The sequence below is a fragment of the Paraburkholderia susongensis genome (genome assembly GCF_900177725.1).
Classification (GTDB): domain Bacteria; phylum Pseudomonadota; class Gammaproteobacteria; order Burkholderiales; family Burkholderiaceae; genus Paraburkholderia; species Paraburkholderia susongensis.
In genome coordinates, this window is sequence record NZ_FXAT01000019.1 from 79,330 (window position 1) to 104,973 (window position 25,644).

Here is a 25,644-nt window from a genome sequence, read left to right on the forward strand (position 1 = left end):
TAACTCATCTCAAGAGGCCTGAATCATGATCGACCCGAAGGAAATATTCGCAGCCATTCAGCAAGCCCACCAACTTTCACAAAATGCGGGCAACTCGATGTCCCAACCGTTTCTGGATCATGTGATGTCGCGCGATATTCAGTCAGGGGAAAACGCATCGCAGATTACGGACGGTGTCAATAAGGCGTGCAGTGACATGCTGGCCCAGATGGGCACCGTGAAAGATTCCCTGATGAATCAGCTGGCTGCCGTTCAGGACAAGCAGCGCCGCGAAAAATCATACGACTTCCAGCCCGATATCAACGACTTGCGTCCCACTGACGCCCAAGGCTGGCCAAAAGAGCTTAGTGACGAGTTCTTCAAGCCGTTTTTCGGCAAATAACGAGCGCATGGAAGACCTGCCGGACAGCAGGAGGTGTCGTCTCCCGACACTCCCCGCCATCTCCCTGCGCGCCTGCTGTCCCATTCGAGAATCATCATGATCCACTCTGGCTTGCACAAAAACCTGCTTCCCATCGTTGCCGAACAGCACAAGACTTTGCGCTGCCCAACGGACGTCAACACCGCTGAGTTCGTGCGGAATATCAACGTGATGTGCCTGATCGGATCTGAATTCGGTGCGGCATGTAAGGAATTTCCCATTCTATTCATTCCATCACAGAGTGCCGACACCGAGAAGCCGCAAGTGGTACCCGTCGCCGTCATGGGATTACAGGACGGAGAGAACCTGTTCGTCTCCACCGATGCCGACGGCCGCGCACAATGGGGAGCTCGCTATATGCCGGCACTCGTGCGGTTTTATCCATTCGGCGTCACAGCGCTGAAAGGTCAGCGCTGGGCCTTGTGCGTCGACGATGCATGGGAGGGCTGGGCGCGAGGCGAAGGCGAGAGCCTGTTCGATGAACATGTGCAACCTACGGCGTTTCTTCAGGACCGCTTTAAGCATGGCGAAAGCCTGCATAACGAAGCGACGCTGACGGTAGAAGCCTGCAGCAAACTGCACGAGATGCGACTGCTTCATGAAAGAGTATTCAATGTCACGACCCGCGATGGACAGAGCTATTCGATCGGAGGCTTCTATGCCGTCGATCAGGAACGGCTTGCCTCGTTGTCGCGCTCGGAAGTAGCTGACCTCTTTCGTAGCGGTCAGATGGGCATGATCATGGCTCACCAGATTTCGCTCGACAACCTTGGCGTTCTTGCGGAAAGGCGCTGGGAATAGTCGACACGGAACGACCGAAGTTGACGAAAGGTGACATATCGAAAATTGACGCTTTCTAGAATCAATATCGCATGGACATCTTTCGCTCGATGGTCAAGTGGATGCGTTCTTGATTTTTTCGCTGCTCACCGTGCGCTATGGATCACGACGCCAGATGTCATCCCGTTCTGTAGATTGATTGCGATATCATGGAGTCGACAGTGTCCCCCATCGAACAATCGGATCTGTTCCAGCAGCTCGATGCCGCCATCAATCGCCACGATTCGGATGGCGACGGCCCCCTACGAAAGGGCGAGGAAATCTTCAGCTGGATCTGGGTGCAGAACGCCTGCAGGATGCTGATGACCCAATACGCCGATTGTCGGGTTGGAATCTGGCAATTGCGCGCCATGATCGCGACCCAAGGTCTGGCGGGCGCGGCGCAAGGCGCAAAGGACATTGTGCGGCTGCTGAATTTGCCAGCCGAGCAACTCACTCCCAAAGCGATGGAGGATGAATCTTCCACAATCGCTCTGGCAATTCCGCTCAGCTGGTTAAGTGGACGCATGTTGATCGAGTTGCTGCAGCAGAGCCCAGCAGTTTCCGTGAAAGATATTCCGCTGGGTACCCTGCTTGCCTCGCAAGCGGAGGTGAACGATCTCCATCCCGCTCAACTCGCCTCGGTACGTGCGTGTCTGGAGAGCGTGCGCCACGATCTGGCAGTGATCCGGGATTTCGTCAATGGCAGCGAGACAGAGTGGCCACAGGACCCTGGTGCCACGATCGAATGGATCGAAAGCGCCCTCCTCGTGCTTCCCGATGTCCAGTCCGTGAGAGAAGCCGCGACGGCATCCGTACCCTCATCGTCCTATTCCGATCCCGAATATCCTGCTATTGCGGCGCCAGCGAAAATCGTCTCGCGCGGGCAGGTCGAGACCGCCCTTGATGCAATCGAGCACTATTACCGCATCCATGAGCCCGGGCATCCCGCACCTGTTTTCATCCGGCGGCTAAAAAGAATGGTCCATCAGCCCTTCGAAAACTTGTTGAAGGAACTTTTTGCTAATCATCAGCAATTGCTCTCCCAGATCGAAGCGCCACCCGGAAACTAGGCTTGATCTATCAATACAGGAAAACCGCCATGCCCCGTCAAAGCGATGCACAGAAGTTCATCGGTAAGAGTCGCGCCCCGCGCGTACAGATTGAGTACGACGTTGAAGTTTACGGCGCACAGAAAAAAGTGGAGTTGCCATTCGTAGTCGGTGTAATGTCCGATCTCTCAGGTGACAACAGCGATAGTCGGGTTTCTCTGGAGAACCGTGAATTCGAATCGTTCAGTGTCGAGAACTTCGACGAGCGAATGACCGAAATCGAACCGACACTGCGCGCGAATGTTCCGAATGTACTCACCAACGATGGCACGCTACTCGATCTTGATCTGAAGTTTCGTTCGATGGCCGACTTCGAACCGGGTTCCGTAGTTCAACGCGTCCCCGAACTGGCTAGGTTGCTGGAAGCTCGCAACAGGCTGACAGAACTGATTTCCTACATGGACGGCAAGATTTCCGCCGAGTCGGTCATCGAAGAGTTGCTGAAACGCACGACGGCCGATGAGGTTAGTGGCACGACTTCGCACGTCGACGATGCGGCGCATCAGCCAGGACAAGTAGGAGACCAGAAATGACGATGCAAGCAACTATTACCGCCTCAACAGCGGGTACGGATGGTGAGCAGCGCGAGGTACAGGGCGATGGCGAACTACGCGATATTCTGAAACGTTCGTTCCGCCCGCGTACGGAGGAAGCCGTGGACGCCGTGCAGAAGGCCGTCGAAGCACTTCTGCAATACGCTCGCGGAAAGAAGGTTGCCGTTCACGCCGATGTGGTTCAGACGATCACCTCGCTGGTTGCTGAACTCGACGCCAAGATTTCGGACCAGCTTACCGTCATCTTGCATCATAAGGGCTTTCAAAAGCTCGAAGGTACATGGAGAGGCCTGCATCATCTCGTCTACAACACCGACACCAGTGCGAATCTGAAGATCCGCGTGCTCAACGTCGGCAAGCGGGAATTGCATCGTACCTTGAAGCGTTATAGTGGGGTGGTCTGGGACCAAAGTCCGATCTTCAAGAAAATATACGAAGCCGAATTTGGTCAATTCGGTGGCGAACCATTCGGTTGTCTCGTCGGCGACTACGAATTCAACCATGGTCACGAAGACGTAGCGCTGCTCACGGAAATCTCGCGTATCGCATCCGCGGCGCACGCACCGTTCATTTCGGCCGCGGCACCCTCGATCATGCAGATGGACAGTTGGTCGGAATTATCGAATCCGCGTGAGATCTCTAAAATTTTCACGGCTGTCGAGTATTCCGGATGGCGCCGCCTGCGCGAAAGCAACGAATCTCGTTACGTTGTCCTAACCATGCCACGCTTTCTCGCCCGTCTGCCGTACGGACGAGATATCAATCCCATTGAAGAATTTGCGTTTGAAGAACGCACGAACGCTGCGAGCGACCAGGATTTTTGCTGGGCAAACTCAGCCTATGCGATGGCAGCCAACATCACCAACGCATTTCATCTGTATGGCTGGTGCACCAAAATTCGAGGCGTCGAGTCCGGCGGTGCGGTATCCCTGCTGCCGCGCTTTACGTTCAGCAGCGATAATCAGGTTGGTGTGAATCAGTTTTACTGCCCTACGGAAATCGCGATTTCGGACCGGCGCGAACATGAACTGTCGGAATCGGGTTTCCTGCCACTCGTGTACCGGAAGAACACTGACATGGCGGCCTTCATCGGCGCGCAGACGTTGCACAAACCGGCAATCTACGAAGATGGGGATGCGACGGCAAACGCCAATCTGTCTTCGCGCCTGCCTTATATCTTCGCATCGTGTCGTTTTGCGCACTATCTCAAATGCATCGTCCGCGACAAGGTGGGCTCATTCAAGTCAAGGGAAGAAACCCAGCGCTGGCTCAACGACTGGATCATGAAATACGTCGATGGGGACCCCTCCATTTCCAGCGACGCGACCAAGGCGCGTCGCCCCCTATCGGCAGCCGAGGTCATTGTCACCGACAACCCGGATCAGCCGGGCTATTACCGCGCACAGTTCTTTTTGCGTCCGCATTATCAGCTAGAGGGTTTAACCGTGTCTCTCCGGCTGGTGTCCAAGCTCCCGTCGAGCAAGGAAACCACGACGTGAGTCTGGTGTGATCAAGCCATAAACGGCGACATCGGACTGCTCCGTTCGCGGATGGGGTCCGTTGATCTCCAGCGCAGGCAGGAACACAGATCTCTACCGAACACATGGTTCTTACAGGAGCGGTAAAAAGTGAGCACGAATGACTCCAGCAAGGCATTAGTTGACTATTTTCTGTACATCGATGGTGTACAGGGCGAATCACAGGATGTGAACCATGCCGGTCTGATCCAGTTGACGTCGTGGCAATGGGCGGAAGAAAACTCGGGGCGTTGGGGTTTCGGCAGTGGTGGCGGCGCCGGCAAGGTCGAAATGAAGGACTTCGAGTTCAGGATGGTGACCAACAAGGCGTCGCCGAAGCTGTTCGTAATGTGCGCGACCGGCGCGCACATCGCCCAAGCGAAGCTGATCTGTTGCAAGTCCGGCGGCGGGTCGGTGGCGAAGGACTTCCTGACCGTGACCTTCAGCAACTGTCTCATTTCGTCATTTCGCACGGTCGGAAATCTGCCGCTTCCCGGCGCTGACGCGAACACGCTCGGTACAGGGGCGCAGGTGCTTCCGGTCGACGAGATCAAGATCAACTTTGCGCGTATTCAGGTCGAGTACCACGAGCAGCTCAATGACGGATCGTTGGGTCCTGCCATCACCGCAGGTTATGACCTTCAGCTCAATCAATCCCTCTAAAGTGGCAATGAACATATAGACGGATGAGTCCGGCACCTCGCGCGCCGGACCCTACTTTCGTTGTTTCGAATCTCAATCAAGCACCAGAACGGACACGTCACCAGTGAACGCCGAACGATTCTTCAGTAGCCCGCAACTGCTGGACAAGCTGTCGCAAGCGGGGGGTACGATGTTGCACGAAGCCATTCGTCGCGATGTCGTGGCGCTCGTCAACGCGGGCTGCCGGGGGATGCGTTGGCGCCATGGTGAAGCGGGTCTGGCTCATCTGTCGGTGTTGAACTACGGTATGCCTCCGCTCGCCTTGCAGGGCTCGGAAACGATTACGGTCACTGCATTGTGTCTGGCGATACGCAAAAGCATCGTGCAGCACGAGCCCCGGCTCGATCCCCGGAGTCTTAGCGTCGAAATCGAGAACGGAGCAGCTGAGTGGGGCGTTTCGCGACCCCGCACCGAGTACGTACCACTGCGCATCGGTGCTCATTGCAGTGCCGACGACAGCCGATTCGAGATGATGATGTGGATCGACACCGTACATGGCCATGCAAGTCTGAGCGCGAGGACCGGTGGATGAAATCCCTGCTCGATCACTACAACGAGGAGCTGCGCTGCCTGCGCGTGGAAGGGGCGCAGTTTGGACAGGAGCATCCACAGGTCGCAGCGCGACTTGGATTGCATCCGAACGGAATCAGCGATCCGTTTGTGGAGCGGCTGCTCGAAGGCGTAGCCTTTCTAAGCGCCCGGGTACATCGTCGAATGGACGACGAATATGTCGAATTCGCAAAACAGGCCTTGTCACGGCTCGCGCCAGGCTTCCTGTGCGCCGCGCCGTCCATCACGAACCTGGCCTTCCGGCCCGACCTGGCCTCACCTGAAGCGCACCGCGGGAAAGTGATTCCGCGTGGAACGTTGGTGAACGCCACGATCGAAGGAAGAAAGCAGCCGATCCGGTTCAGTACAGGACGCGACGTGCGGATGCTCCCGTTACGTCTTGCCGATGCGCAGTGCCGACGTTCCGTCGGGACGCTGCCCTCGTTGGCAGCTGCACGTGTCGCCAAGGCTAACGCACTGATCATTCTGCGCTTCCAGTTCGAGGGCGCGACGGATCTTGGGCAGTTCTTTACCGTCCAGCGCGGTGAAGTCGCGCCGACGCCGTATCCTCTGTCGATGATGATGGCGGGTGACGATTCGCTCGCCTTCGAATTACATCGCCATATGCTGTGCGGCGTAACCCAGGTCCTCGCCATTGCGCAGGTGAATTCGCACAGCCACGTTGTACCGTTGCCCGCGAATGCGGTCCGCCTCGCCGGCGTCGACGACGAAGAGGCATTGCTACCGCTTGATCTCGGCGGCTTTGCCGGACTGCATTTGCTGCGCGAGTATTTCGCATGTCCGGCCCGTTTCCTGGGTTTCGATATTCACGGTCTGAGCGATCTGGCGGCGCAGTGCCCACGAGCCCGCTCCTTCGAAATCGTGTTCGCGCTCGACACGCTCCCTGCCACCCTGATCGATCGGGTGACGCCGGAGCACTTCAGGCTTTTCGCCACGCCCGCTATCAATCTCTATCCCAAACGCTGTGACCCGCTTCCGTATGATTCCGATGCGATAGCCAGCTGGATACCTGTTTCCCGACAGCGCCCCCAAGACTACTATCTGTACGACCTGACTGACGTGCGCGCCATCGACACACGTGGCCAGACGATCGTGCTGGCACCGGTAATGGGCCTTTGCCCTGCTCCCGGTGACGGAAGCCGCGCGCCAGGCAGCTACACACTTCATCGCGGCAGCTATGGTGGCGATGGTCCGCGTCCGCAGGACGACCCGCTGCACAGCCGGGATCTTCTCTCCATTTCATTGGAGGATGAAGCACCTTCATCGGAGGAGATACGGTCGATCCAGCTCCAGGGACTCGTGGCCGACCGCGGCTGGGACCCGCCAGCCATGCTGGATGCCCGCTGGCGCATGGACGACTCGATGGGGACCGCCGCGATCGACTGTCTGACGAGACCTGGGCGGGCGCGGCCGGAGCCGTCCGAAAAGCGGTGCTGGGAAGCCGTGAGCTTTCTCGGTGAAAATCCGTTGACGGTGAGCACCTCCGCCCGCGATTCATCGCTCGGGAGTCTGCTGGGCTGGTTGGCTTTGGCGGCCGAGCCGGAGCACGATCTCGACCGACAACGACTTGCGAGCCTGCGCTCGTCGCGTACTGAGTCGGTCTTCATGCCTTGTGTTGGCGGACCATACAGTGGTTGGGCACGCGGCATACGGCTACACCTCGACGTGACATCGACGAACCATAGCGATGGCGGGGGTTGGCTTTTCGGCCGGCTGCTCGCTCACGCACTATCGCGCTCTGTCGGTCTCAACGACGGCTTCGAGGTCGTCCTGTCGCTGGACGGCCAGCATGTGAGCACGCATAGCAACCTCGCCAACGCCGAAGGGGCCTTTCAGTGAATCCCGCCCTCCTGCGTGGCGCACTGAGTCCAACCAAACCGTTCTTCCACCTCATGCAGGAGGTGGACCGGATCGCTACGCAGGAAGCGAAGGCCGCGGGCGTCGAATCTTCACGCGCATCGGCGCACCACCGCCCGGTGTGGCTGAAACTCGTGCAGGCCGCTCGGATGGATTTTACGGCGCGCGAGGTTGAGTCGATCGAAATCTGTCCACCGATGTCCGACGGACAACAAGCTCAGCTATTGGTCACGATTCGCCACTTTGGCCTCTTTGCGCCTTTCGGTCCCATGCCGCTCCACATCACGGAGCACGCCCTGCGCGAGAAAATCCACGAGCGCAATGCCGGCTTCGAGCGCTTTGTCGCCATGCTCTCCGCCGACTTCGCATGGCTCGACTACAAGGTCTGGAGCCATATGCGTCCAACAACGCGCGGCAGCCACACGTGTCCAGAAAACGCCTTCGTGCGCCGTGTGACGCAATTCGCCGCCGTCAACGCGAACGGCTCAGCCAGTACAGGCAGAAGCCATGCCGATATTGCCCGCTTGAGAGCGCAATACCCCGGCCTGTACGCAAACCGTCAGCGACCTCTGCATCAGTTGGCGAAACTTCTGAGCCGTCGTTACCGCGTGTCCGTTCAGGCCATGTTGCGCACGGGTGGCTGGCAAGTCGTGCCGACGTCGCGCGCCGCTTCGACCTCGCGCCCGCGTCTGGGTCAGTGGTTGCTAGGTTCGCGGGTTTTCGCGCCGCAGACCGCATTCACGCTTTTGATCGGGCCGTTGGAAATGCATGAACTCGCGTATTTCCACCGCACTCAACCGGAGCTGCAAACCTTGGTGGACATTGCGCGGGACTATATCGGCGACCGGCTCGACGTGCGCGTCGCGGTCGACGTGCACACACGACGAGGCACCAACGGAGCAATCGGACACATGCGGTTAGGAATCGACACGTGGGCCAGCCCCACGGACAGACGAATGAGAGTGATCGTGCACGAAGTGAATATACGGAACAAGGTATGAACAGAGAGAGACGTTTCGGCCGGCTCGGGCGCTCGGTATACGAGGCGCTGGTGGACGGAACCGCGCTTTGCCAGTCGTCGCAGCATCGGTTCGTCGAACTGGACCACTGGTTATCGTGCATCTGGCAACGAAAGGACAGTGACATTCGTCGTTTCCTGAAGCTAGTTGAGGCTAATCCCGATGCGTTCAATCGACGGCTGCAGGCTGCACTGTCGCGCCTCGCCACCGCACAAGGGGGCATCCACGATCTGTCGGGTACGCTGGAAGCCACGATGGCGAGTGCGTTGGGGTGGGTGCAGATCACGGCGACCGGGAGCGAGCACGTGCGCTCGGGACATCTTTTGCTCGCAGGCCTCGAAGATACGGGAGTGCGCCGCTGGCTCGAAAGCCTCGCGCCGGAGTTCAAGGGCCAACCATTGGAAAAGCTCGTCGCGGCCTACGAGGCCGAAGCCGGCTCGTGGCCGGAAGCACACGAGGTGGCGGTGGACGGACGCGCGTCGGCCCGGCCCGCATCCCCCGCTGCCGACGTATATGCGAGCGGCAATGGCGATGGTGGTCTGCAACACTGGGCCAACTCGATGAGCCGCCTCGCCGAAGAAGGCGCACTTGATCCGGTCGTGGGCCGCGATGCCGAACTGAGACAAGTCATCGACGTACTGCTGCGCCGGCGCCAGAACAACCCGATTCTGGTGGGTGAAGCCGGCGTCGGCAAAAGCGCGATCGCCGAAGCACTCGCGCTGCGGGTGCATCACGGCGATGTTCCGCCGGCACTACGTAATGCGCAAGTCTGGGCGCTCGACCTCGGGCGCATGCAGGCAGGCGCCGGCGCACGCGGCGAGTTCGAACAACGCCTGCGCAACCTGCTTGACGCGGTGATCGCATCGCCCTGTCCCATCATCCTGTTCTGTGACGAAGTGCATACACTGATAGGAGCGGGAGGTACGGCAGGCACCGGTGACGCGGCGAATCTCATCAAACCGATGCTTGCCCGCGGGCAACTGCGCATGATTGCAGCGACGACGTGGAGCGAATACAAACAGTTCATCGAACCCGATGCGGCGCTGACCCGTCGCTTCCAGGCCATCAGTGTCGACGAGCCCACGGATGACATCGCCTTAGTCATGTTGCGCGTCGCGGCACGACGTTTCGCTAGCCACCACGGTGTACGCATCGCCGACATCGCGCTCGAGGCGGCGGTCAAACTTTCACGGCGGCATCTGCCCGGGCGACAGCTACCGGACAAAGCGATCAGCCTCCTCGACACCGCATGCGCACGCGTGGCGATTTCACTCAATTCGGCCCCGGGTGTGCTGGATCGCCTCAATGAGGAGCTACTGCAAGTCGAGCAGGCGCTCGCCTGGCGCAGCAGCGACGAAGCCATGGGTCTGGTCGTCGAAAAAGACCAGCTGTTGCAGGAACGGCAAGCGCAATTGGAGGTGGAGATCGCCGAACTCGGCGCGCAGGTGCAGCAGCAGCGTGACGAAGTGATGCGCATGCTGGGGGCCCTGGAAGCCGGCGAGGCCATCGATCGCAACAACCCCGCGCATAACTACGCCGCGAAGCTTCTGGACCGGCGCGATTCTGAGCCGCTGTGGGTGCGGCCATTCGTCGATGACGAAGTAATCGCGACCGTGCTGTCCGAATGGACCGGTGTGCCCTGCGACTACATGGCCACCGACGATGCACACAACCTGGTTCATCTGGAAGAGAACCTGCGAGCCCGCATCCACGGACAAGACGCAGCCTTGCATCATATCGCCGGCGCCCTTCAGGTGGCGCGCGCCGGCTTGAATGACCCCCAGCGTCCGCTGGGGGTGTTCATGCTTGCCGGCCCCACCGGCACCGGCAAGTCGGAGACGGCCGCCGCACTCGCGGACCTGCTCTTCGGTGGCACCGAGCATGTGATCCATTTCAACATGAATGAGTTTCAGGAGTCTCACACGGTGTCGACGCTCAAGGGCGCTCCGCCCGGCTATGTCGGCTTCGGCAAAGGCGGCCGGCTCACGGAAGCGGTCCGCCGCCGTCCGTATAGCGTGGTATTGCTCGACGAGTTCGATCGTGCTCATCGTGATGTCCACGAAATCTTCTATCAGGTATTCGATCGAGGGTGGATGGAAGACGGCGAAGGCCGACGGATCGACTTCCGCAATTGCCTCATCCTGCTGACCTCGAACCTCGGGGGCGAGCAGATCGAGAAGGCTTGCGAACAGGATCCGTCGATCCGCTCGAGTGTGCTCAACGGCATGGTTCACGATGCCATGTCCGATTACTTCGCAGCGCCGCTTCTCGCACGCATGCAGGTCGTGGCATTTCGGCCGCTCGGCCGCGACGCATTGGTGCGCATCGCCGAACGCTCTCTCGAAGGCATCCGCCAGCGGCTGGAGGCTACGGGCGTCGCGCTCGAGGCTGATGAAAGCGTGCGCGAGTGGGTCGCGGAGGTTGCGTCGAAGCATCCGGCGAGCGGGCGTGCCGCACGCGATCTGCTTGCGCAGACCGCCGTGCCGGTGATTGCGGAAGGACTGCTCAAAGGGCAGCTATCGGAGCGCAGGCCGCGCGCCGTGCTCCTGTCGGCGAAAAACGGCCTCGGTGTTGAGTTCATTCGCTCGGATGATGAGATTGCCGTGTTGCAGGCTCGACAAGCAGCGGGCGTGGCGGACACTGCTCACGCGCATCCACACGCGCCGTCAACTCCGGAAATCGTCTCGGCGTGCGAGTCTAAGGGGGATCCGGTCCACCTTGGCGATGCCGTAACCGGCTCCCCCTGAGCGACGTGAAGGAGAGCCACACTCATGCGCCTGATCGAAGCATCGTCACCGAGCCTTCAACCGGATGAGACCGTCCTGAGCTTCCGGGCCCAGGAACGCCTGTCGATTGAACCCGACTATCTTCTCGAGTTCACGAGTCCGCGTCCCGATGTCGATCTCAACGCGCTGCTCGGCAGCGAGGTCAACGTGAGCATCGATACCGGCGCAGGCGCCTCACGTTACTTCCAGGCCTATGCCTTCGGTGCCCGTGATACGGGCCAGTTGCAGAATCTCTTCACCTATCGCCTCGAACTCGGCAGCTGGCTCTCCTTTCTGATCAGGAATCAGAACTGCCGGATCTTCCAGGACCTCACGGTCCCCCAGATCGTCGAACAGATCTTTGGCGGCTATCCTCAGGCGAGCTTCCGCTTCGATCTCTCACGTGACTACGCCGTGCGCGAGTACTGCGTCCAGTTTCTCGAGAGCGACCTCACGTTCGTCAAGCGCCTGCTCGAGAGCGAGGGCCTGTATTTCTTCTTCGAACACACAGCCAGCCAGCAGACCCTCGTCATCTCCGACACCCAGCAGTTCGCCGATCTCGATGCCCCCTACGCGACCCTGCAGTTTTTGCCCGATGGCGAGGAACATCGCGCCATCGCCGGACGCGAGGGCATCCAGCGCATCCACCGCACCCGTACCGTGCAGTCAACCAACGTCGTGCTGCGCGACTTCGACTACCTCGCGCCGGGCAAGTCCCTTGAGGTCGACGCCCGCAACGCCCAGGACACGCTGCCCGGGCGCGAGCTCGAACTCTACGACTACGCCGCCGGCTACACCGACCTGCAGCGCGGTGAATGGCTCGCCCAGCTGCGCCTCGAGGCGCTACAGGCCGAGGCGCATCTGCTGACCGGCAGTGCCAACGCCATGGGCCTCGCCACCGGTGGCGCCTTCACCCTCACCGGCCACCCCGACGCGCAGCGCAACCGGCGCTACGTACTCATCTCCACCCAGCTCAGTTGGCTGGCCGACCTGCCCAACAGCAACGCGCAGGGCACCAACTTCGTCTGCGAATACCTCGCACTCGCCGATGACCAGCCCTTCCGGCCCCTGCGCCTCACACCCTGGCCCGAGCTCCCCGGCACGCACAGTGCCACCGTCGTCGGCCCGCCGGGCTCCGAGGTTCACACCGACTCCCTCGGCCGCATCCGCGTGCACTTTCACTGGGACCGCTACCATTCCACCGAGGAAGATGCCTCGTGCTGGCTGCGCGTCTCGCAGGCCTGGGCCGGCAAGGGCTGGGGGTTCGTCGCCATGCCGCGCGTGGGGCAGGAGGTGCTCATCGCCTACCTGGACGGACAGCTGGACCGCCCCCTCGCGGTCGGCATGGTCTACAACGGCGACAATCCAGTGCCCTATGACCTGCCCAAGGATATCCGCTACTCAGGCATGGTCTCGCGCAGCCTGTGCAACGGTCAGGTGCCGCAGGCCAGCCAGATCACCTTCGATGACCAGCGCGGCTCCGAGCGTCTCATGCTGCATGCCGAGCGCGATCTCCAGCAAACGGCCGAGCGCAACCAGTCCGTCGCCGTCGGTAATCACATGAACCTCTGTGTGGCCCGCATCCTCACGATCACCACCGGCGCCTATTCTCCAGCGGCGGCTGACGCGTCAACCTCATCGGGTTCGTCATCCGATGCGGGTGTGTCGTTCAAGCCTGTTGCCAACTCCGTTACCGGCATCAGCAACTCCGCTACCGGCGTCAGCAACTCCGCTACCGGCGTCAGCAACTCCGCTACCGGCGTCAGCAACTCCGCTACCGGCGTCAGCAACTCCGCTACCGGTATCAGCAACTCCGCCACCGGTATCAGCAACTCCGCTACCGGCGTCAGCAATTCCGCCACCGGTATCAGCGAATCGGCCACAGGCCTCAGCCTCTCGCTGACGGGCATGAACGCTTCCCTCTCGGGCATGATCGTCAGCCTCACCGGCGTATCGATCTCTCTCACCGCAATGTCCATCAGCATGACCGGAACCCGAGCCTCATTCACCGGAACCGAAATTTCCGAGACGGGTGCATCACTATCGGTCAGCGGGGTGAGTTCGACCTTCACGGGGGTGTCTACCTCGTTCAAAGGACTTTCCGCTTCCTTCACTGGTATAGGCACCAGCTTCGTCGGACAGAGCACGAGTATGGCCGGCATTTCCGTTTCCTTGACGGGCCTGTCTCAGTCCGGCACGGGTGCGAGCATCTCGATGACCGGCGACTCGACCTCGACAACAGGCATATCCATGTCGATGACGGGCCAATCCACCTCGATGACTGGTACCTCGCAATCCGCGACAGGCATCAGTACTTCTTCGATTGGCACTGCGTCGAGCTTCATAGGGACATCCAACAAGACCGTCATGATGTCCACGAGCAGAATCGGTACTTCGCTTAGCAATACGGGAATCAGCAACAGTACGAAGACACTGTCGATCAGTCAAACCAATACTTCGCAAACCAGAACGGGAAATTCCCGAACAAATACGTCGTGCTCGGTGACGTTCACACAGAGAGGCACTTCTCTATGCGAGACCCTTAGCTACGCAAATACACAAAGCTTGTTGTACACATCTACAGGAACGGCCACCGGTACGATCCAGCTCTCGACAGGTCAAGTCTACTTTTCTAACGAACTCGTCATTTCCGTAAAACTCGAAAACACGTGATCTGTGAGCACGTGCGAGCTAGAAGCGCACGTCATTTCTACTAGACTACCCCCGAGCCTTTCATGCGCCTGATCGAAGCATCGTCACCGAGCCTTCAACCGGATGAGACCGTCCTGAGCTTCCGGGCCCAGGAACGCCTGTCGATTGAACCCGACTATCTTCTCGAGTTCACGAGTCCACGTCCCGATGTCGATCTCGACGCGCTGCTCGGCAGCGAGGTCAACGTGAGCATCGATACCGGCGCAGGCGCCTCACGTTACTTCCAGGCCTATGCCTTCGGTGCTCTCGATACGGGCCAGTTGCAGAATCTCTTCACCTATCGCCTCGAACTCGGCAGCTGGCTCTCCTTTCTGATCAGGAATCAGAACTGCCGGATCTTCCAGGACCTCACGGTCCCCCAGATCGTCGAACAGATCTTTGGCGGCTATCCTCAGGCGAGCTTCCGCTTCGATCTCTCACGTGACTACGCCGTGCGCGAGTACTGCGTCCAGTTTCTCGAGAGCGACCTCACGTTCGTCAAGCGCCTGCTCGAGAGCGAGGGCCTGTATTTCTTCTTCGAACACACAGCCAGCCAGCAGACCCTCGTCATCTCCGACACCCAGCAGTTCGCCGATCTCGATGCCCCCTACGCGACCCTGCAGTTTTTGCCCGATGGCGAGGAACATCGCGCCATCGCCGGACGCGAGGGCATCCAGCGCATCCACCGCACCCGTACCGTGCAGTCAACCAACGTCGTGCTGCGCGACTTCGACTACCTCGCGCCGGGCAAGTCCCTTGAGGTCGACGCCCGCAACGCCCAGGACACGCTGCCCGGGCGCGAGCTCGAACTCTACGACTACGCCGCCGGCTACACCGACCTGCAGCGCGGTGAATGGCTCGCCCAGCTGCGCCTCGAGGCGCTACAGGCCGAGGCGCATCTGCTGACCGGCAGTGCCAACGCCATGGGCCTCGCCACCGGTGGCGCCTTCACCCTCACCGGCCACCCCGACGCGCAGCGCAACCGGCGCTACGTACTCATCTCCACCCAGCTCAGTTGGCTGGCCGACCTGCCCAACAGCAACGCGCAGGGCACCAACTTCGTCTGCGAATACCTCGCACTCGCCGATGACCAGCCCTTCCGGCCCCTGCGCCTCACACCCTGGCCCGAGCTCCCCGGCACGCACAGTGCCACCGTCGTCGGCCCGCCGGGCTCCGAGGTTCACACCGACTCCCTCGGCCGCATCCGCGTGCACTTTCACTGGGACCGCTACCATTCCACCGAGGAAGATGCCTCGTGCTGGCTGCGCGTCTCGCAGGCCTGGGCCGGCAAGGGCTGGGGGTTCGTCGCCATGCCGCGCGTGGGGCAGGAGGTGCTCATCGCCTACCTGGACGGACAGCTGGACCGCCCCCTCGCGGTCGGCATGGTCTACAACGGCGACAATCCAGTGCCCTATGACCTGCCCAAGGATATCCGCTACTCAGGCATGGTCTCGCGCAGCCTGTGCAACGGTCAGGTGCCGCAGGCCAGCCAGATCACCTTCGATGACCAGCGCGGCTCCGAGCGTCTCATGCTGCATGCCGAGCGCGATCTCCAGCAAACGGCCGAGCGCAACCAGTCCGTCGCCGTCGGTAATCACATGAACCTCTGTGTGGCCCGCATCCTCACGATCACCACCGGCGCCTATTCTCCAGCGGCGGCTGACGCGTCAACCTCATCGGGTTCGTCATCCGATGCGGGTGTGTCGTTCAAGCCTGTTGCCAACTCCGTTACCGGCATCAGCAACTCCGCTACCGGCGTCAGCAACTCCGCTACCGGCGTCAGCAACTCCGCTACCGGCGTCAGCAACTCCGCTACCGGCGTCAGCAACTCCGCTACCGGTATCAGCAACTCCGCCACCGGTATCAGCAACTCCGCTACCGGCGTCAGCAATTCCGCCACCGGTATCAGCGAATCGGCCACAGGCCTCAGCCTCTCGCTGACGGGCATGAACGCTTCCCTCTCGGGCATGATCGTCAGCCTCACCGGCGTATCGATCTCTCTCACCGCAATGTCCATCAGCATGACCGGTGTCGGTGCCTCATTCACAGGTGCGTCCTTATCAATGGTCGGGGTAAGCTCAGCGATGACCGGCTTCGCGACAAATTTTTCGGGTCTCTCTCAAACCTTCACAGGCTCCGAAACATCTTTCACCGGTGTCAGCACCAGTATGAGAGGCATGAATACGACAATGACCGGAATATCGATTGCTTTGACTGGCGCATCAACGTCAGTCACAGGCGTAAGCGTCAATCTGACAGGCTCCTCGACGTCCATGACCGGATCTTCTCAATCGCTGGTTGGCATGTCCGCCGCCCTGACTGGAATCTCGTTAGGTATGACGGGAACGAGCACGTCCTTCACAGGTATGTCATTCAGCACGATCGGCTCGTCGACGAGTGAGATTGGCAATGCAACAACTTACACTGGCATCTCGATCTCCATGGTCGATGAGTTGACCAGTTTGACAAACGAATCGACGAGTTCAACCGACATCTCCATCTCGATGGTGAATAGTGAGCGCACCATGACGAATGAACTCAATGCAACCAACGGTATTGGAATCGGCATTACTCAAATGAATCGTCAGAACTTTTTGGGAACGAAACAGAACGACACCAATTCCCAAATAACTTTTATTGATTACAAAATCAAAAACACGATAAAGGAGACTGTCAAAAAAGCTTACGCACTCACAACCTGCAAGTAAGACGCCAGTCGGCGATGCGACACATCATTACTCTCTGACCGCAAGTTCACCGCTGGAAACTCGACACAAGAGCCTCTCATGCAGCAGATTACACTTCACGCTCCAGCACTGCCGGCAGATGTTTCCGTCTTGATGTTCCGTGCACATGAATCTCTTGCGGAGGTGCCAACCTATACGCTCGAGATTGCATGCGCAATACCTTCTCTGGATCTGAATACGGTACTGGGTTCTCCTACGTCGGTCACCATTGACATGGGGCAGGGAGGTCTACGCTACTTCAGCGCATACGCTTTCTCCGTTCACGACAACGGTGAACTCGACAATCGCTTCGTTTATCAGCTGACCCTAAAAAGCTGGATGTCCTTCCTGGAGATTCATTGGGATAGCCATATCTTCCAGAAGATGACGGTTCCAGAAATCGTTGAAGAAATTTTCACGGAAAACGGATTCACCGACTACAGGTTCGAGCTCAACAACTCGTATCCACCGCGAGAGTACTGCGTGCAATATGGCGAGAACTGTCTTCACTTCGTAATGCGACTTCTGCAACAGGAAGGACTGTATCTGGGTATCGAGCATGATGCACAGAAACATACGATCGTCATCAGCGATGCACAGACATTTCCCACCCAAGTCGCGCCTTATGACGTCCTGGAATTTCTTCCCGACTCCGAGGAGATGCGCGCGATCGACGGTCGGCAAGGCATACAGCGACTGCATCGCGTACGCCGATCGCGAGCCGACAAGATAGTACTGCGCGACTTCGACTATCTCGCACCATCGACGCCATTGCAGGCAAGCGCCGCGTACGAAGACAACGCCGGTACCCGGGGGCAATTCGAGGTATTCGGATATGCTGCCGGCTACGATACAGTCGAGCACGGTGAACTATTGGCCCGCATTCAGCTTGATGCGGCACAAGGAAATGGACGGCATGTTCGTGGAGACGCCAACGCGCAGGGCATGAACGTCGGTTGTGCTTTCACGTTGACCGGTCATCCTAATGCAATGCTGAACCAGCGCTATTACCTGATCGACACGACGCTATCGTGGTGGCAACAAGCGCCGACAAGCTCCAGCGTCGGCAGCAATTTCTCAGCACACTACGTTGCCCTACCCGACGGACAGGCCTTTCGTCCTGTGCAAACGCTCCACAAGCCCAGCATCAGCGGCATTCAGAGTGCGACTGTCGTCGGTCCAGTGGGATCTGAAGTTCACACCGACGCACTGGGGCGCATCCGCGTACACTTCCACTGGGACCGCTACCACTCCACCGAGGAAGATTCCTCGTGCTGGCTACGCGTTGCCAAAGCGGCACATGGCAAAGGCTGGGGATTCGTCGCGATTCCCCGTGTCGGGCAGGAAGTGCTGGTGTCCTATCTAGATGGCGATATTGACCGTCCATTGGCCGTCGGCATCGTATACAACGGCGACAATCCCCTCCCCTACAACTTACCCAACGATATCCGGTATTCCGGCATGGTTTCCCGGTCATTGCAGAACTGCCTTGCGTCGGCTGCCAGTCAGATAACCTTTGACGACAATCGCGGCTATGAGCGACTCATGATGCATGCGGAACGCGATCTGCAGAGCACGTCGGAGCGAAACACGTCTGTTGCGGTAGGCAATCATGCCAGTATCAGTGTTGCGCGCATCCTGACCATCGTCGCTGGCTCTGCAATCACGACAGATGCGCTGCCAGCATCCAGCTCGGGCGATGCATCGGCAGCAACAAGTGATGCTTCGGCTGACGCAAGTCGCCCCACTGTCGACGTCAATGCAATCAAGAGTTCCGCAAATGGAATAAAGAATTCCGCGACTGGAATAAAGAATTCCGCAGATGGAGTCAAAAATTCGGTCACAGGTGTCAGCGACTCCGCAATCAGCGTCAACGATTCGGTCACTGGCATCAAAAACTCCCTCACTGGCCTCAGCAATTCCGTCACTGGCATCAACAAGTCACTCACCGGCCTCAGCAGTTCCTCCAGGGGCTTGTCTGCGTCAGTCACGGGTGAGACGACATCGCTTTATGGAGCAACTGTCACACTCACGGGCATCAGAATATCGTTCACTGCCCTCTCGGTAAACGTGACCGGGATATCCGCTTCCTTCACTGGGTCGTCAGTATCGATGACAGGTTCATCCGTGAACTTCACCGGCGTCAAATCTGACTTTAGGGGCATTTCCAGCACTTTTACGGGCATATCGGTGATCGCAACCGGTATCTCAATGTCCATCACGGGGCAAAGCACCAGCTTCACCGGCGTCTCGACATCGCTTACCGGTATGTCCACTTCCGTTATCGGTGTCAAAGCTTCAATGACCGGTATATCGGCGTCCATGACCGGAACGTCGCTATCGATGACAGGCTCATCCGTATCCATGGCGGGCATATCACTGACAATCGTTGGGCAGCAGACCAAAGTCACGGGGCAGGAGACTTCTGTAACGGGTATGTCAACGACCATAACAGACAACAACGCCAGTGTCACTGGCGTATTGGAAAGTACCACGCTATTGAGCGTGTCTCAGACTAATATGTCGCAGGCCACAACAAATACGTCAACCAGTACAACTGGCATGTCGATTAGCGTGAAAAACGAATCAAATGTGACCATCGGACGCGAAGAAAAACAGCGATCGACTCAAGTCGAGATTACTAATTTCGAAGAAAAAAATGTCGGCACCGAACTCGTTAACATCAATTTTCGATTCATTCGAATTGCGGCGCAGCTTGATCTGCGCAAACTGAAAATGCGGATGTAAAGAAGGGAAATATGAAAACAGTCATGCCCCAGCAGGGTTTTCATCGCGTTGCGTACACTCAGTTCGGAACACAGGCCTGGCTGGGCTTGTCGCTCGGCCTCGGATTTCGGCTCAGCGATCCGCAGGTGCTGATGCATTCCCTCACTTGCGGCGATGCGATCGCTCGCGCGCCCACGTCTGTAATGCTCGCGGAAACCGGTTATCCCAAGGAATTTGCGGAATGGCTGGTAGCAGGACATTCACGCACAACGGCGTGCGGGAACATTGTCGGTGCCACAGTCGACTGGACCGCGCAAGTCCAGCTGGGCAAGACGCTCAAGACGGTCAGTTGCAGCGCCAAAACTATTCGAGAAGGAAGCCGTTTGGTGGCCCAATTGCCTGTAGATCATTCTTGCGCGTTGAAGAACGAGCACAATTTAATCGGTCAAGCAGTACCGCCATTGCGGAAACTCACGGCCGTCGGCCCCGTCACTTCCTCCCGCGCAGGCATGGGCCCCATTGAAATGAACTGGCAGGATCGGCGCCAGTGGATACCGCTGCGACGTGCGCAGTTGGACCCATTCGGTGCTGACGGCACTCACATGGGTTGGCCTGATCACACCAATCTCAAGTTGTTCCAGACAGCCTGGTCCGATCAATGGTCGAATAGCAACCAGTGGCCTGCCGGTACCCGCTACGAACTCGCAGGATTCGGACCAGAGGGAATCGGATACGTCGGACACACGCCGAACCTGGTTGCGCAGGTCGCCATCCGCCGGGGCAAGCAGGCACCATTCGAGTGGCTACCGGTCAGTCTCCAGACGGTCTGGTTATTGCCAGATGTGGACATCGGCGTGTTGTGGTGGCATGGCATGGCGAGCATCAATGGGATTTTTTCGGAAGAAATCGAAACGATATTCGTGGCATTCAAGGAGCCCGACGACGTACTCGACACATCGACGCTGGAAACGCTTGCCGCTCGCAGTTGCGTTCCCGAGCAGGACACCTCGGGACTACGTCGCGATTCGGACCTGTTACCCGATGCCGCCCGAGGTTGGGTCTGGGAATTAATCCTGGATCACGCTCATCTTCCAAGAAACGGCGCGGAGAAACCGAGCCGGAAAGAACTTGCTGAGCGCATGCGTGAATTCGAACAGAGCCTTGACGAGATGGAATCGGATCTCGAAGAGATGAGAAATCTTCAGCAAGCCGTTAGTTCAGAGGATTGGCAACAGCTTGGCTTGAAACCGGTCGCCCAGGTAAGCGGCAACTGGCAGCAACGTTTGCGAGACGCATGTAAGTCCGGTGGCCTTGCAGACTGCAATATCGAAGACATGGACTTTTCGTCTCTATCGCTCACCGGACTGAATTTGAAGGCCGTTCGCTTCAAGCGGTGCAGTTTTCAAGCCACCCTGTTCGATACCGCGATGTTTGATGACGTTGTCTTTATCGACTGTGATATGAGCAACAGCGCTTTCAGGAACACAAAGCTCGTAAAGTCCAGCCTCGAACGCTGCTGCCTGGATCAGTTTGCCATCAGTCAAAGTGAAATAGTGCAGACCCAATTCACCGAGTGCCGAGGTGAACGAATCGATATCCGCGAATCCGATCTCGCGAATATCACTCTCGATCAGATTGAATTTGGACAACCTGTATTACGTCAATCCAAACTGGTGCACTCCCAATTCCTAAAATCGAAGCTGAGGAAAATCAACATCGAAGACTGTGTGCTCGAGGGCATCGCCACTGTCGATAGTGATCTGTCCCAGGCTGAAATCACGAACAGCCAAGTGCTCAAATGTGGTTTCACATCGTCGATCCTGGCAGAAAGCAGTTGGACGAGCTGTAACGGCAGGTCAATCGTCATCTCCCAGGAATCCGACACCTCGCGACTGAAAATGAGGGAGTGTCACTTCAAGCACATTTCTTTCTCTCAATGTGTGGCTACCGGCCTTTCCGTCGAAAACAGCACGTTCATCAAGCTGAGCACGCGATTTTTTTCCGCTGCGGCAAGTCGTTGGGAGAATTGCGATCTGACATCAGCAAACTTCATCAACGCCGTGATGCCGCGGGCCAACTTCAGGAGGACATCGTTGAAAGACGCACTCTTCCTTGGGGCGGACCTTCGGGATACACAATTCGACGACTGCAATATGCTGTTTGCCCAAACGGGATGGGCGGACCGCACCGAGGTGATTCCGCGGAACCGGAATCTGCTAGCCGGCGCATGTGAGACACCCATCAGGAAAACGGTATGAGCACGGTTCGAGAGACTCAGGAAATTCGCGGACAAACATTCTCGCGAATGGATATTGCGCGGATCATCGACACTCATGAGTTCGTTGACTGTCGTTTCATTCAGGTTAACTGGACCGGTCCGGTCCGAAACACACGGTTTCTCAATTGCACTTTCGACCGCGTGACGTGGAAAAACGTCAATCTCGACAAGGTGACGATGTTCGAGTGTGTATTCGAGTCGGTATTGTGGGATCGTTGCAAGATCTGGCAAATGACGGCTAACCTATACCGGATGCAAGATTGCGGACTCAACCAAAGTAGTGTGAGTTTTTGCGATTTCATAGATGGTGAAATACTGCGACTTCACATTTCCGGCAGCAGTTTGCTCCAATGCACATTCATGTCAAGCAAACTTAGTTTGATGACCGTCATCAATTGCGGCCTATATGACATCAGCGTCGTCGATAGCTATCAAGCGCAGTGCAAGATTGTGGATTCCAAGATCGATCGATATGTCACTGCTCAAAGCAAGGTAAACGACCTTCATTTCGAGAGGTGTTCCGGCAACGCCAATCGTTGGACCGAAGTCCAGATGAAAAACGTCGACTACATAGAGTGTGTTTTCCCTGAGGCCTGCTGGGCAATGACCAACTGGCAAACCGGCTTCTTCACAGATTGCGTCCTCGACACCGCAATTTTCTGCGAATCGACACTCATCGGCATAGCGTGGCGCGACAGCCCGACACCAAATGGGCTGTTCGACGACTCTCGATTGCACGATTGCGTGATGCTCGGCACGAATCTGTCCAATGCCTCGTTCAGGAGAGCCGTGTTGCGTGATGTCGACTGGCGGAATGTGCAAGCTTCGCACGCCAACGTCGAAGGAATACACCTATCTAACGTCCTCCTTAAAGGTGCCGACTTCCGGCATGCAAACCTGCTAGGGCAACCCGAAAACGCGTGGTCCACGGCCGATACGCGAGGCGCGGTCTTCCATGAACGTCCGGAGTTCGACGATGCCGTGTGGTGGCAACGCGTTTCTCCAGGAACCAAGACTCCCACATGAATTTCAGCTACAACCTGATGGAGGCTATGTGATGCAATCTTCCAACCGTGGTCGTCCGGCCGACACCGAGCCGGCTCATACCTATTCCGATGAAATAGCGACCGATGGTCAAAGCAACTTTTTGCAATTGATCAGGCGACCGGCGAGCGAGCGTCTGCCCGACAATTGCAGCCAAAACCCGCATGTCGTCATCGGTCGTCTGGCGTCGGCGACTTCATCCACCGATGCATGGCTGATCGAACTCGATGATGCGCTACGCTTGCCAGCACGCAAAGCCGTGAGTTGTCTTATTGCCCCTGCGCAAGGCGATCTCGTACAAGCAACCGTCCACGGATCCACCTGCTGGATCACAGCTGTGCTCGAACGAGGCACGCAGGCTGGCGCGGAGCTGCTGATCGATACAGCCAATCAGACATTGACAATACGCGCTCAGGCGTTTCGCGTGAGAGCCGAAGAAGAAATCGCCTATATTGGCGATAGCGTAAAGGTGAAAAGCCTCACTCTTCGCGAAGAGGTGGAACACCGCACGTCGGTGGTACACGGTACGTCATCGACCTGCGCGCGCAGTGTTAACATCGAAGCGCTTTCTCATCTTGCTCTACATGCGCCAATGACCACGCTAACCGCTGACTCTTTGGTGAAAGTGGATGCACCACAAGTACATATTTCGTGAGAGCGCTGTCAGGTTGATGCGGAGGCGGGAAGATCGTAATGGGGAAAGAAAACAAAATTACTTTACCACGGTTATTTGTTCCCGGCAGCGCTCGGCGCTAGGCATTGCCGCACATGGATTTGTCAAACGGGCGGTACCAGATCATCGAGGACACGGGTTTTCCGAAGAAGGGAAAGCATTCGGCAGATGTGGTGCGGCAGTACTGCGGGCAACTGGGCAAGCAGGATAACTACCGGGTAGCCGTGAGCCTGTCAGTAGCCGCCGGGGAGGCAAGACAGAGCGGCACCCCGAGCGGAGTGATGCTGGCTGATGCGGGTTATGGAAACGACACGGCATTTCGTGATGCCTCTGGCGAACTTGGACTGCAATACGGCTGTGGACATCCAGTCGAGCACCCGTGTGTGGCCACCGGGCGTTGCCCCACTGCCTGCCGAACCATCAACAAGCAAGGCAGGTAGACCACGAAGCCTGCGGCGTCGGGTACCGGGACATGCTCCCGTCCCAGTAAAGGACCTCGCACTGGCGCTCGAACCATCTTGCCATCACACGGTTTCGTGGCGCGAACGCACATGTACAATCCTGAGTCCCCGATTTGCGGCGTTGCGGTTGCGAGCCTCACAGACAGATATCGGGCCACCGAACTCTTCGAATGCCCGTCTGAGCAGCAGCGGAACTCACGCTCCAGTGGTAAGCGGCTCAGCTGCGCCGTTCGTCCATTCGCGCACGCGTGAGGCACGATGGTGATCGGGACCCGCCGGTCACGCGCCGGGATTCGGCGGACTGGCTAGCGTGTGCAGCTTGTCGGTCACACGCCACGGCAGTAGCTCGTCGATGCGGTTGATTTTGTGATCGGCGATGTGGGTTAGCACATAGTCCAGGTAGGCACGCGGATCGATGTCATTCAGTGTACAAGTGCCAATCAGGGCGTACATCGCAGCTGCCCGTTCGCCGTCGCTGCCTGAGCCGGCAAACAAAAAAATTCCTCCGACCCAGGCTTACACAACGCAGCGCGTTCTCCGCGATGTTGTTGTCGATCTCAAGCATACCGTCTTCGCAATACAACGTAAGTGCGTTCCACTGGTTCAGCGTGTAGTTGATCGCCTTGGCTGTATCGGACTTCGACGACTAGACAGCGTTTCGAGCTTTGCCCGGAGCCACGCTTCGTAGGCTTGAAGCAGTGGTCTGGCCTTCTCCTGCCGTATTCTCAGCGTTCGGTGGCGGGCTTGCCGCGAATGGAGGCCTCGATGGCATAGAGTCCGCCAATATATTCGAGTGCCTTTTGTGTTGTGTCAGATGGCGTTCGCACGGTAAGCGGCTCGTGCCGGTCCCTCATGCAGTATCCTCGTGAGCAGTTCCGCTACCGCCTCGTCGTCATACCTGCGCGGCCGGGCTGGGGCGCGCTTCGTCATGCAAACCGGCAAACCCCTGCGCGACAAACCACTTCGTCCAGTGCGTAATCACCGGCGGCTCACTTCGCACTGCGTTGCTGGCTGCATTACTCGCATTGGCCCGCAGCCTCGATTAGCTTCACCTGAGGTACTTCACCCGCGATCCGTCGATCGAACATTACTTTCCAGTTTTCGCCATTTCGGTAGGGTAATCGCGCAAGCGCGCTTTTGACCAGATACGGAATTGCGGCAGTGGCTTCCGGATTGGTATCTTCGACGGTCGAGGTGGCACCGTAGACCTCACGTCCAGTGAATCTCTCAAAAAATCTCACTGTCAGAGAATGGCTGTATATTGGCCGCCCCAGAAAGTTGGTCCCAACGTGTTGCTCAACACCTGGAGCCGATGAACAATCACGATCCCCCGCATCGATTAGCACATTCGCATATCGCGTATCATAGGCCAGCGAGACAATATACGAACCTCGGTCCGCAAGCGTCAGAGCAAATCCGTACTTGCTCAATTCGGTATCTACGAGAGATTCGTAAACGACATAATCGCCGGCTTCCTGAGGGGATGTGCGTGAAAAGCTATAAGTATGCTCGCCGGCCATCGATGTCGCCGAGGGAGCAACGTGCACTTTGATCGTCTCAATACCGCATCCGGCCAAGCCGATAGCGATTGAAATATAGAGTACCAGGTACTTCACTCAGGTTGTCTCACTTATCGCTTTCCGAATTCCTCGATTGCTCACCAAGCTGTTCCTCACTTGCTCCACTTTCAATCTTCGTTTCACTGCTG

At 58.0% G+C, this 25,644-nt stretch carries 17 protein-coding genes and 2 pseudogenes; 17 read left to right on the forward strand and 2 right to left on the reverse strand.

Translation table 11 applies throughout. The features are described from left to right. Window positions 1–25: 25 nt before the first annotated feature. From B9Z01_RS32820 to B9Z01_RS32900, 17 genes and pseudogenes are all read left to right on the forward strand, one after another. Complete coding sequence (locus B9Z01_RS32820; protein ID WP_085489694.1) at window positions 26–382, forward strand: DUF6277 family protein; 357 nt, start codon at window positions 26–28, stop codon at window positions 380–382. A gap of 96 nt (window positions 383–478) precedes the next feature. After that, a complete protein-coding gene (locus B9Z01_RS32825; RefSeq protein ID WP_085489695.1) occupies window positions 479–1,222 on the forward strand; it encodes a SapC family protein in 744 nt (247 codons plus the stop codon). 200 nt (window positions 1,223–1,422) lie between these two features. Then, window positions 1,423–2,313 carry a type VI secretion system protein TssA gene (locus B9Z01_RS32830; RefSeq protein WP_167387604.1) on the forward strand — a complete coding sequence of 297 codons (891 nt, stop codon included), beginning with the start codon at window positions 1,423–1,425 and terminating at the stop codon, window positions 2,311–2,313. A gap of 29 nt (window positions 2,314–2,342) precedes the next feature. Next, window positions 2,343–2,885 (forward strand): type VI secretion system contractile sheath small subunit, encoded by a 543-nt coding sequence (gene tssB, locus B9Z01_RS32835; RefSeq protein ID WP_085489697.1) that lies wholly within the window; start codon window positions 2,343–2,345, stop codon window positions 2,883–2,885. Then, window positions 2,882–4,405, forward strand: a complete 1,524-nt coding sequence (gene tssC / locus B9Z01_RS32840; RefSeq protein WP_085489698.1) for a type VI secretion system contractile sheath large subunit — start codon at window positions 2,882–2,884, stop codon at window positions 4,403–4,405. The genes tssB and tssC overlap by 4 nt, the downstream gene beginning before the upstream one ends. Before the next feature lie 129 nt (window positions 4,406–4,534). Further along, window positions 4,535–5,086, forward strand: coding sequence for an Hcp family type VI secretion system effector (locus tag B9Z01_RS32845; protein ID WP_085489699.1), 552 nt, complete (start codon window positions 4,535–4,537; stop codon window positions 5,084–5,086). Between the two features lie 103 nt (window positions 5,087–5,189). Continuing rightward, window positions 5,190–5,657, forward strand: coding sequence for a GPW/gp25 family protein (locus tag B9Z01_RS32850; RefSeq protein ID WP_085489700.1), 468 nt, complete (start codon window positions 5,190–5,192; stop codon window positions 5,655–5,657). Continuing rightward, entirely contained in the window at window positions 5,654–7,534 is a 1,881-nt protein-coding gene (gene tssF, locus B9Z01_RS32855; protein ID WP_085489701.1) for a type VI secretion system baseplate subunit TssF, read from the forward strand. Before B9Z01_RS32850 ends, tssF begins: the two co-directional genes overlap by 4 nt. Then, window positions 7,531–8,553, forward strand: coding sequence for a type VI secretion system baseplate subunit TssG (locus B9Z01_RS32860; RefSeq protein WP_143809132.1), 1,023 nt, complete (start codon window positions 7,531–7,533; stop codon window positions 8,551–8,553). Before tssF ends, B9Z01_RS32860 begins: the two co-directional genes overlap by 4 nt. Further along, on the forward strand, window positions 8,550–11,318 hold the full coding sequence (gene tssH / locus B9Z01_RS32865) for a type VI secretion system ATPase TssH (RefSeq protein WP_085489703.1): 2,769 nt from the start codon (window positions 8,550–8,552) through the stop codon (window positions 11,316–11,318). Before B9Z01_RS32860 ends, tssH begins: the two co-directional genes overlap by 4 nt. 24 nt (window positions 11,319–11,342) lie before the next feature. Next, window positions 11,343–14,009: a type VI secretion system Vgr family protein gene (locus tag B9Z01_RS32870; protein WP_085489704.1), complete on the forward strand. Its 2,667-nt coding sequence runs from the start codon at window positions 11,343–11,345 to the stop codon at window positions 14,007–14,009. Window positions 14,010–14,071: 62 nt separating this feature from the next. Continuing rightward, window positions 14,072–16,735, forward strand: a complete 2,664-nt coding sequence (locus tag B9Z01_RS32875) for a type VI secretion system Vgr family protein (protein ID WP_085489705.1) — start codon at window positions 14,072–14,074, stop codon at window positions 16,733–16,735. Window positions 16,736–16,813: 78 nt separating this feature from the next. Beyond that, complete coding sequence (tssI, locus tag B9Z01_RS32880) at window positions 16,814–19,501, forward strand: type VI secretion system tip protein TssI/VgrG (RefSeq protein WP_085489706.1); 2,688 nt, start codon at window positions 16,814–16,816, stop codon at window positions 19,499–19,501. Between the two features lie 11 nt (window positions 19,502–19,512). Then, the gene (locus tag B9Z01_RS32885; RefSeq protein ID WP_085489707.1) at window positions 19,513–21,738 is read left to right on the forward strand and encodes a DUF2169 family type VI secretion system accessory protein; all 2,226 of its coding nucleotides are present in this window, start codon (window positions 19,513–19,515) and stop codon (window positions 21,736–21,738) included. Next, complete coding sequence (locus tag B9Z01_RS32890) at window positions 21,735–22,784, forward strand: pentapeptide repeat-containing protein (protein ID WP_085489708.1); 1,050 nt, start codon at window positions 21,735–21,737, stop codon at window positions 22,782–22,784. Before B9Z01_RS32885 ends, B9Z01_RS32890 begins: the two co-directional genes overlap by 4 nt. Window positions 22,785–22,815: 31 nt before the next feature. Beyond that, a complete protein-coding gene (locus B9Z01_RS32895; protein ID WP_167387605.1) occupies window positions 22,816–23,457 on the forward strand; it encodes a DUF3540 domain-containing protein in 642 nt (213 codons plus the stop codon). Between the two features lie 104 nt (window positions 23,458–23,561). Then, a pseudogene (locus B9Z01_RS32900) lies at window positions 23,562–24,084 on the forward strand (transposase); the annotation flags it as partial. Window positions 24,085–24,215: 131 nt separating this feature from the next. Here B9Z01_RS32900 and B9Z01_RS32910 read toward each other — a convergent pair. Together B9Z01_RS32910 and B9Z01_RS32915 are read right to left on the reverse strand one after the other, a co-directional pair. Next, window positions 24,216–24,763, reverse strand: a pseudogene (locus tag B9Z01_RS32910) (IS66 family transposase); the annotation flags it as partial. Between the two features lie 189 nt (window positions 24,764–24,952). Beyond that, window positions 24,953–25,552 (reverse strand): DUF4136 domain-containing protein, encoded by a 600-nt coding sequence (locus B9Z01_RS32915; protein ID WP_085489712.1) that lies wholly within the window; start codon window positions 25,550–25,552, stop codon window positions 24,953–24,955. Between the last annotated feature and the right edge of the window lie 92 nt (window positions 25,553–25,644).

Excerpts from the sequence above, each read along its gene's own strand:
- B9Z01_RS32875 (WP_085489705.1), top strand. The coding sequence starts at position 14,072 with ATGCGCCTGATCGAAGCATCGTCACCGAGCCTTCAACCGGATGAGACC.
- B9Z01_RS32870 (WP_085489704.1), top strand. The coding sequence starts at position 11,343 with ATGCGCCTGATCGAAGCATCGTCACCGAGCCTTCAACCGGATGAGACC.
- tssH (WP_085489703.1), top strand. The coding sequence starts at position 8,550 with ATGAACAGAGAGAGACGTTTCGGCCGGCTCGGGCGCTCGGTATACGAG.
- tssI (WP_085489706.1), top strand. The coding sequence starts at position 16,814 with ATGCAGCAGATTACACTTCACGCTCCAGCACTGCCGGCAGATGTTTCC.
- tssB (WP_085489697.1), top strand. The coding sequence starts at position 2,343 with ATGCCCCGTCAAAGCGATGCACAGAAGTTCATCGGTAAGAGTCGCGCC.
- tssF (WP_085489701.1), top strand. The coding sequence starts at position 5,654 with ATGAAATCCCTGCTCGATCACTACAACGAGGAGCTGCGCTGCCTGCGC.
- B9Z01_RS32885 (WP_085489707.1), top strand. The coding sequence starts at position 19,513 with ATGAAAACAGTCATGCCCCAGCAGGGTTTTCATCGCGTTGCGTACACT.
- B9Z01_RS32895 (WP_167387605.1), top strand. The coding sequence starts at position 22,816 with ATGCAATCTTCCAACCGTGGTCGTCCGGCCGACACCGAGCCGGCTCAT.
- B9Z01_RS32890 (WP_085489708.1), top strand. The coding sequence starts at position 21,735 with ATGAGCACGGTTCGAGAGACTCAGGAAATTCGCGGACAAACATTCTCG.
- B9Z01_RS32825 (WP_085489695.1), top strand. The coding sequence starts at position 479 with ATGATCCACTCTGGCTTGCACAAAAACCTGCTTCCCATCGTTGCCGAA.
- tssC (WP_085489698.1), top strand. The coding sequence starts at position 2,882 with ATGACGATGCAAGCAACTATTACCGCCTCAACAGCGGGTACGGATGGT.
- B9Z01_RS32820 (WP_085489694.1), top strand. The coding sequence starts at position 26 with ATGATCGACCCGAAGGAAATATTCGCAGCCATTCAGCAAGCCCACCAA.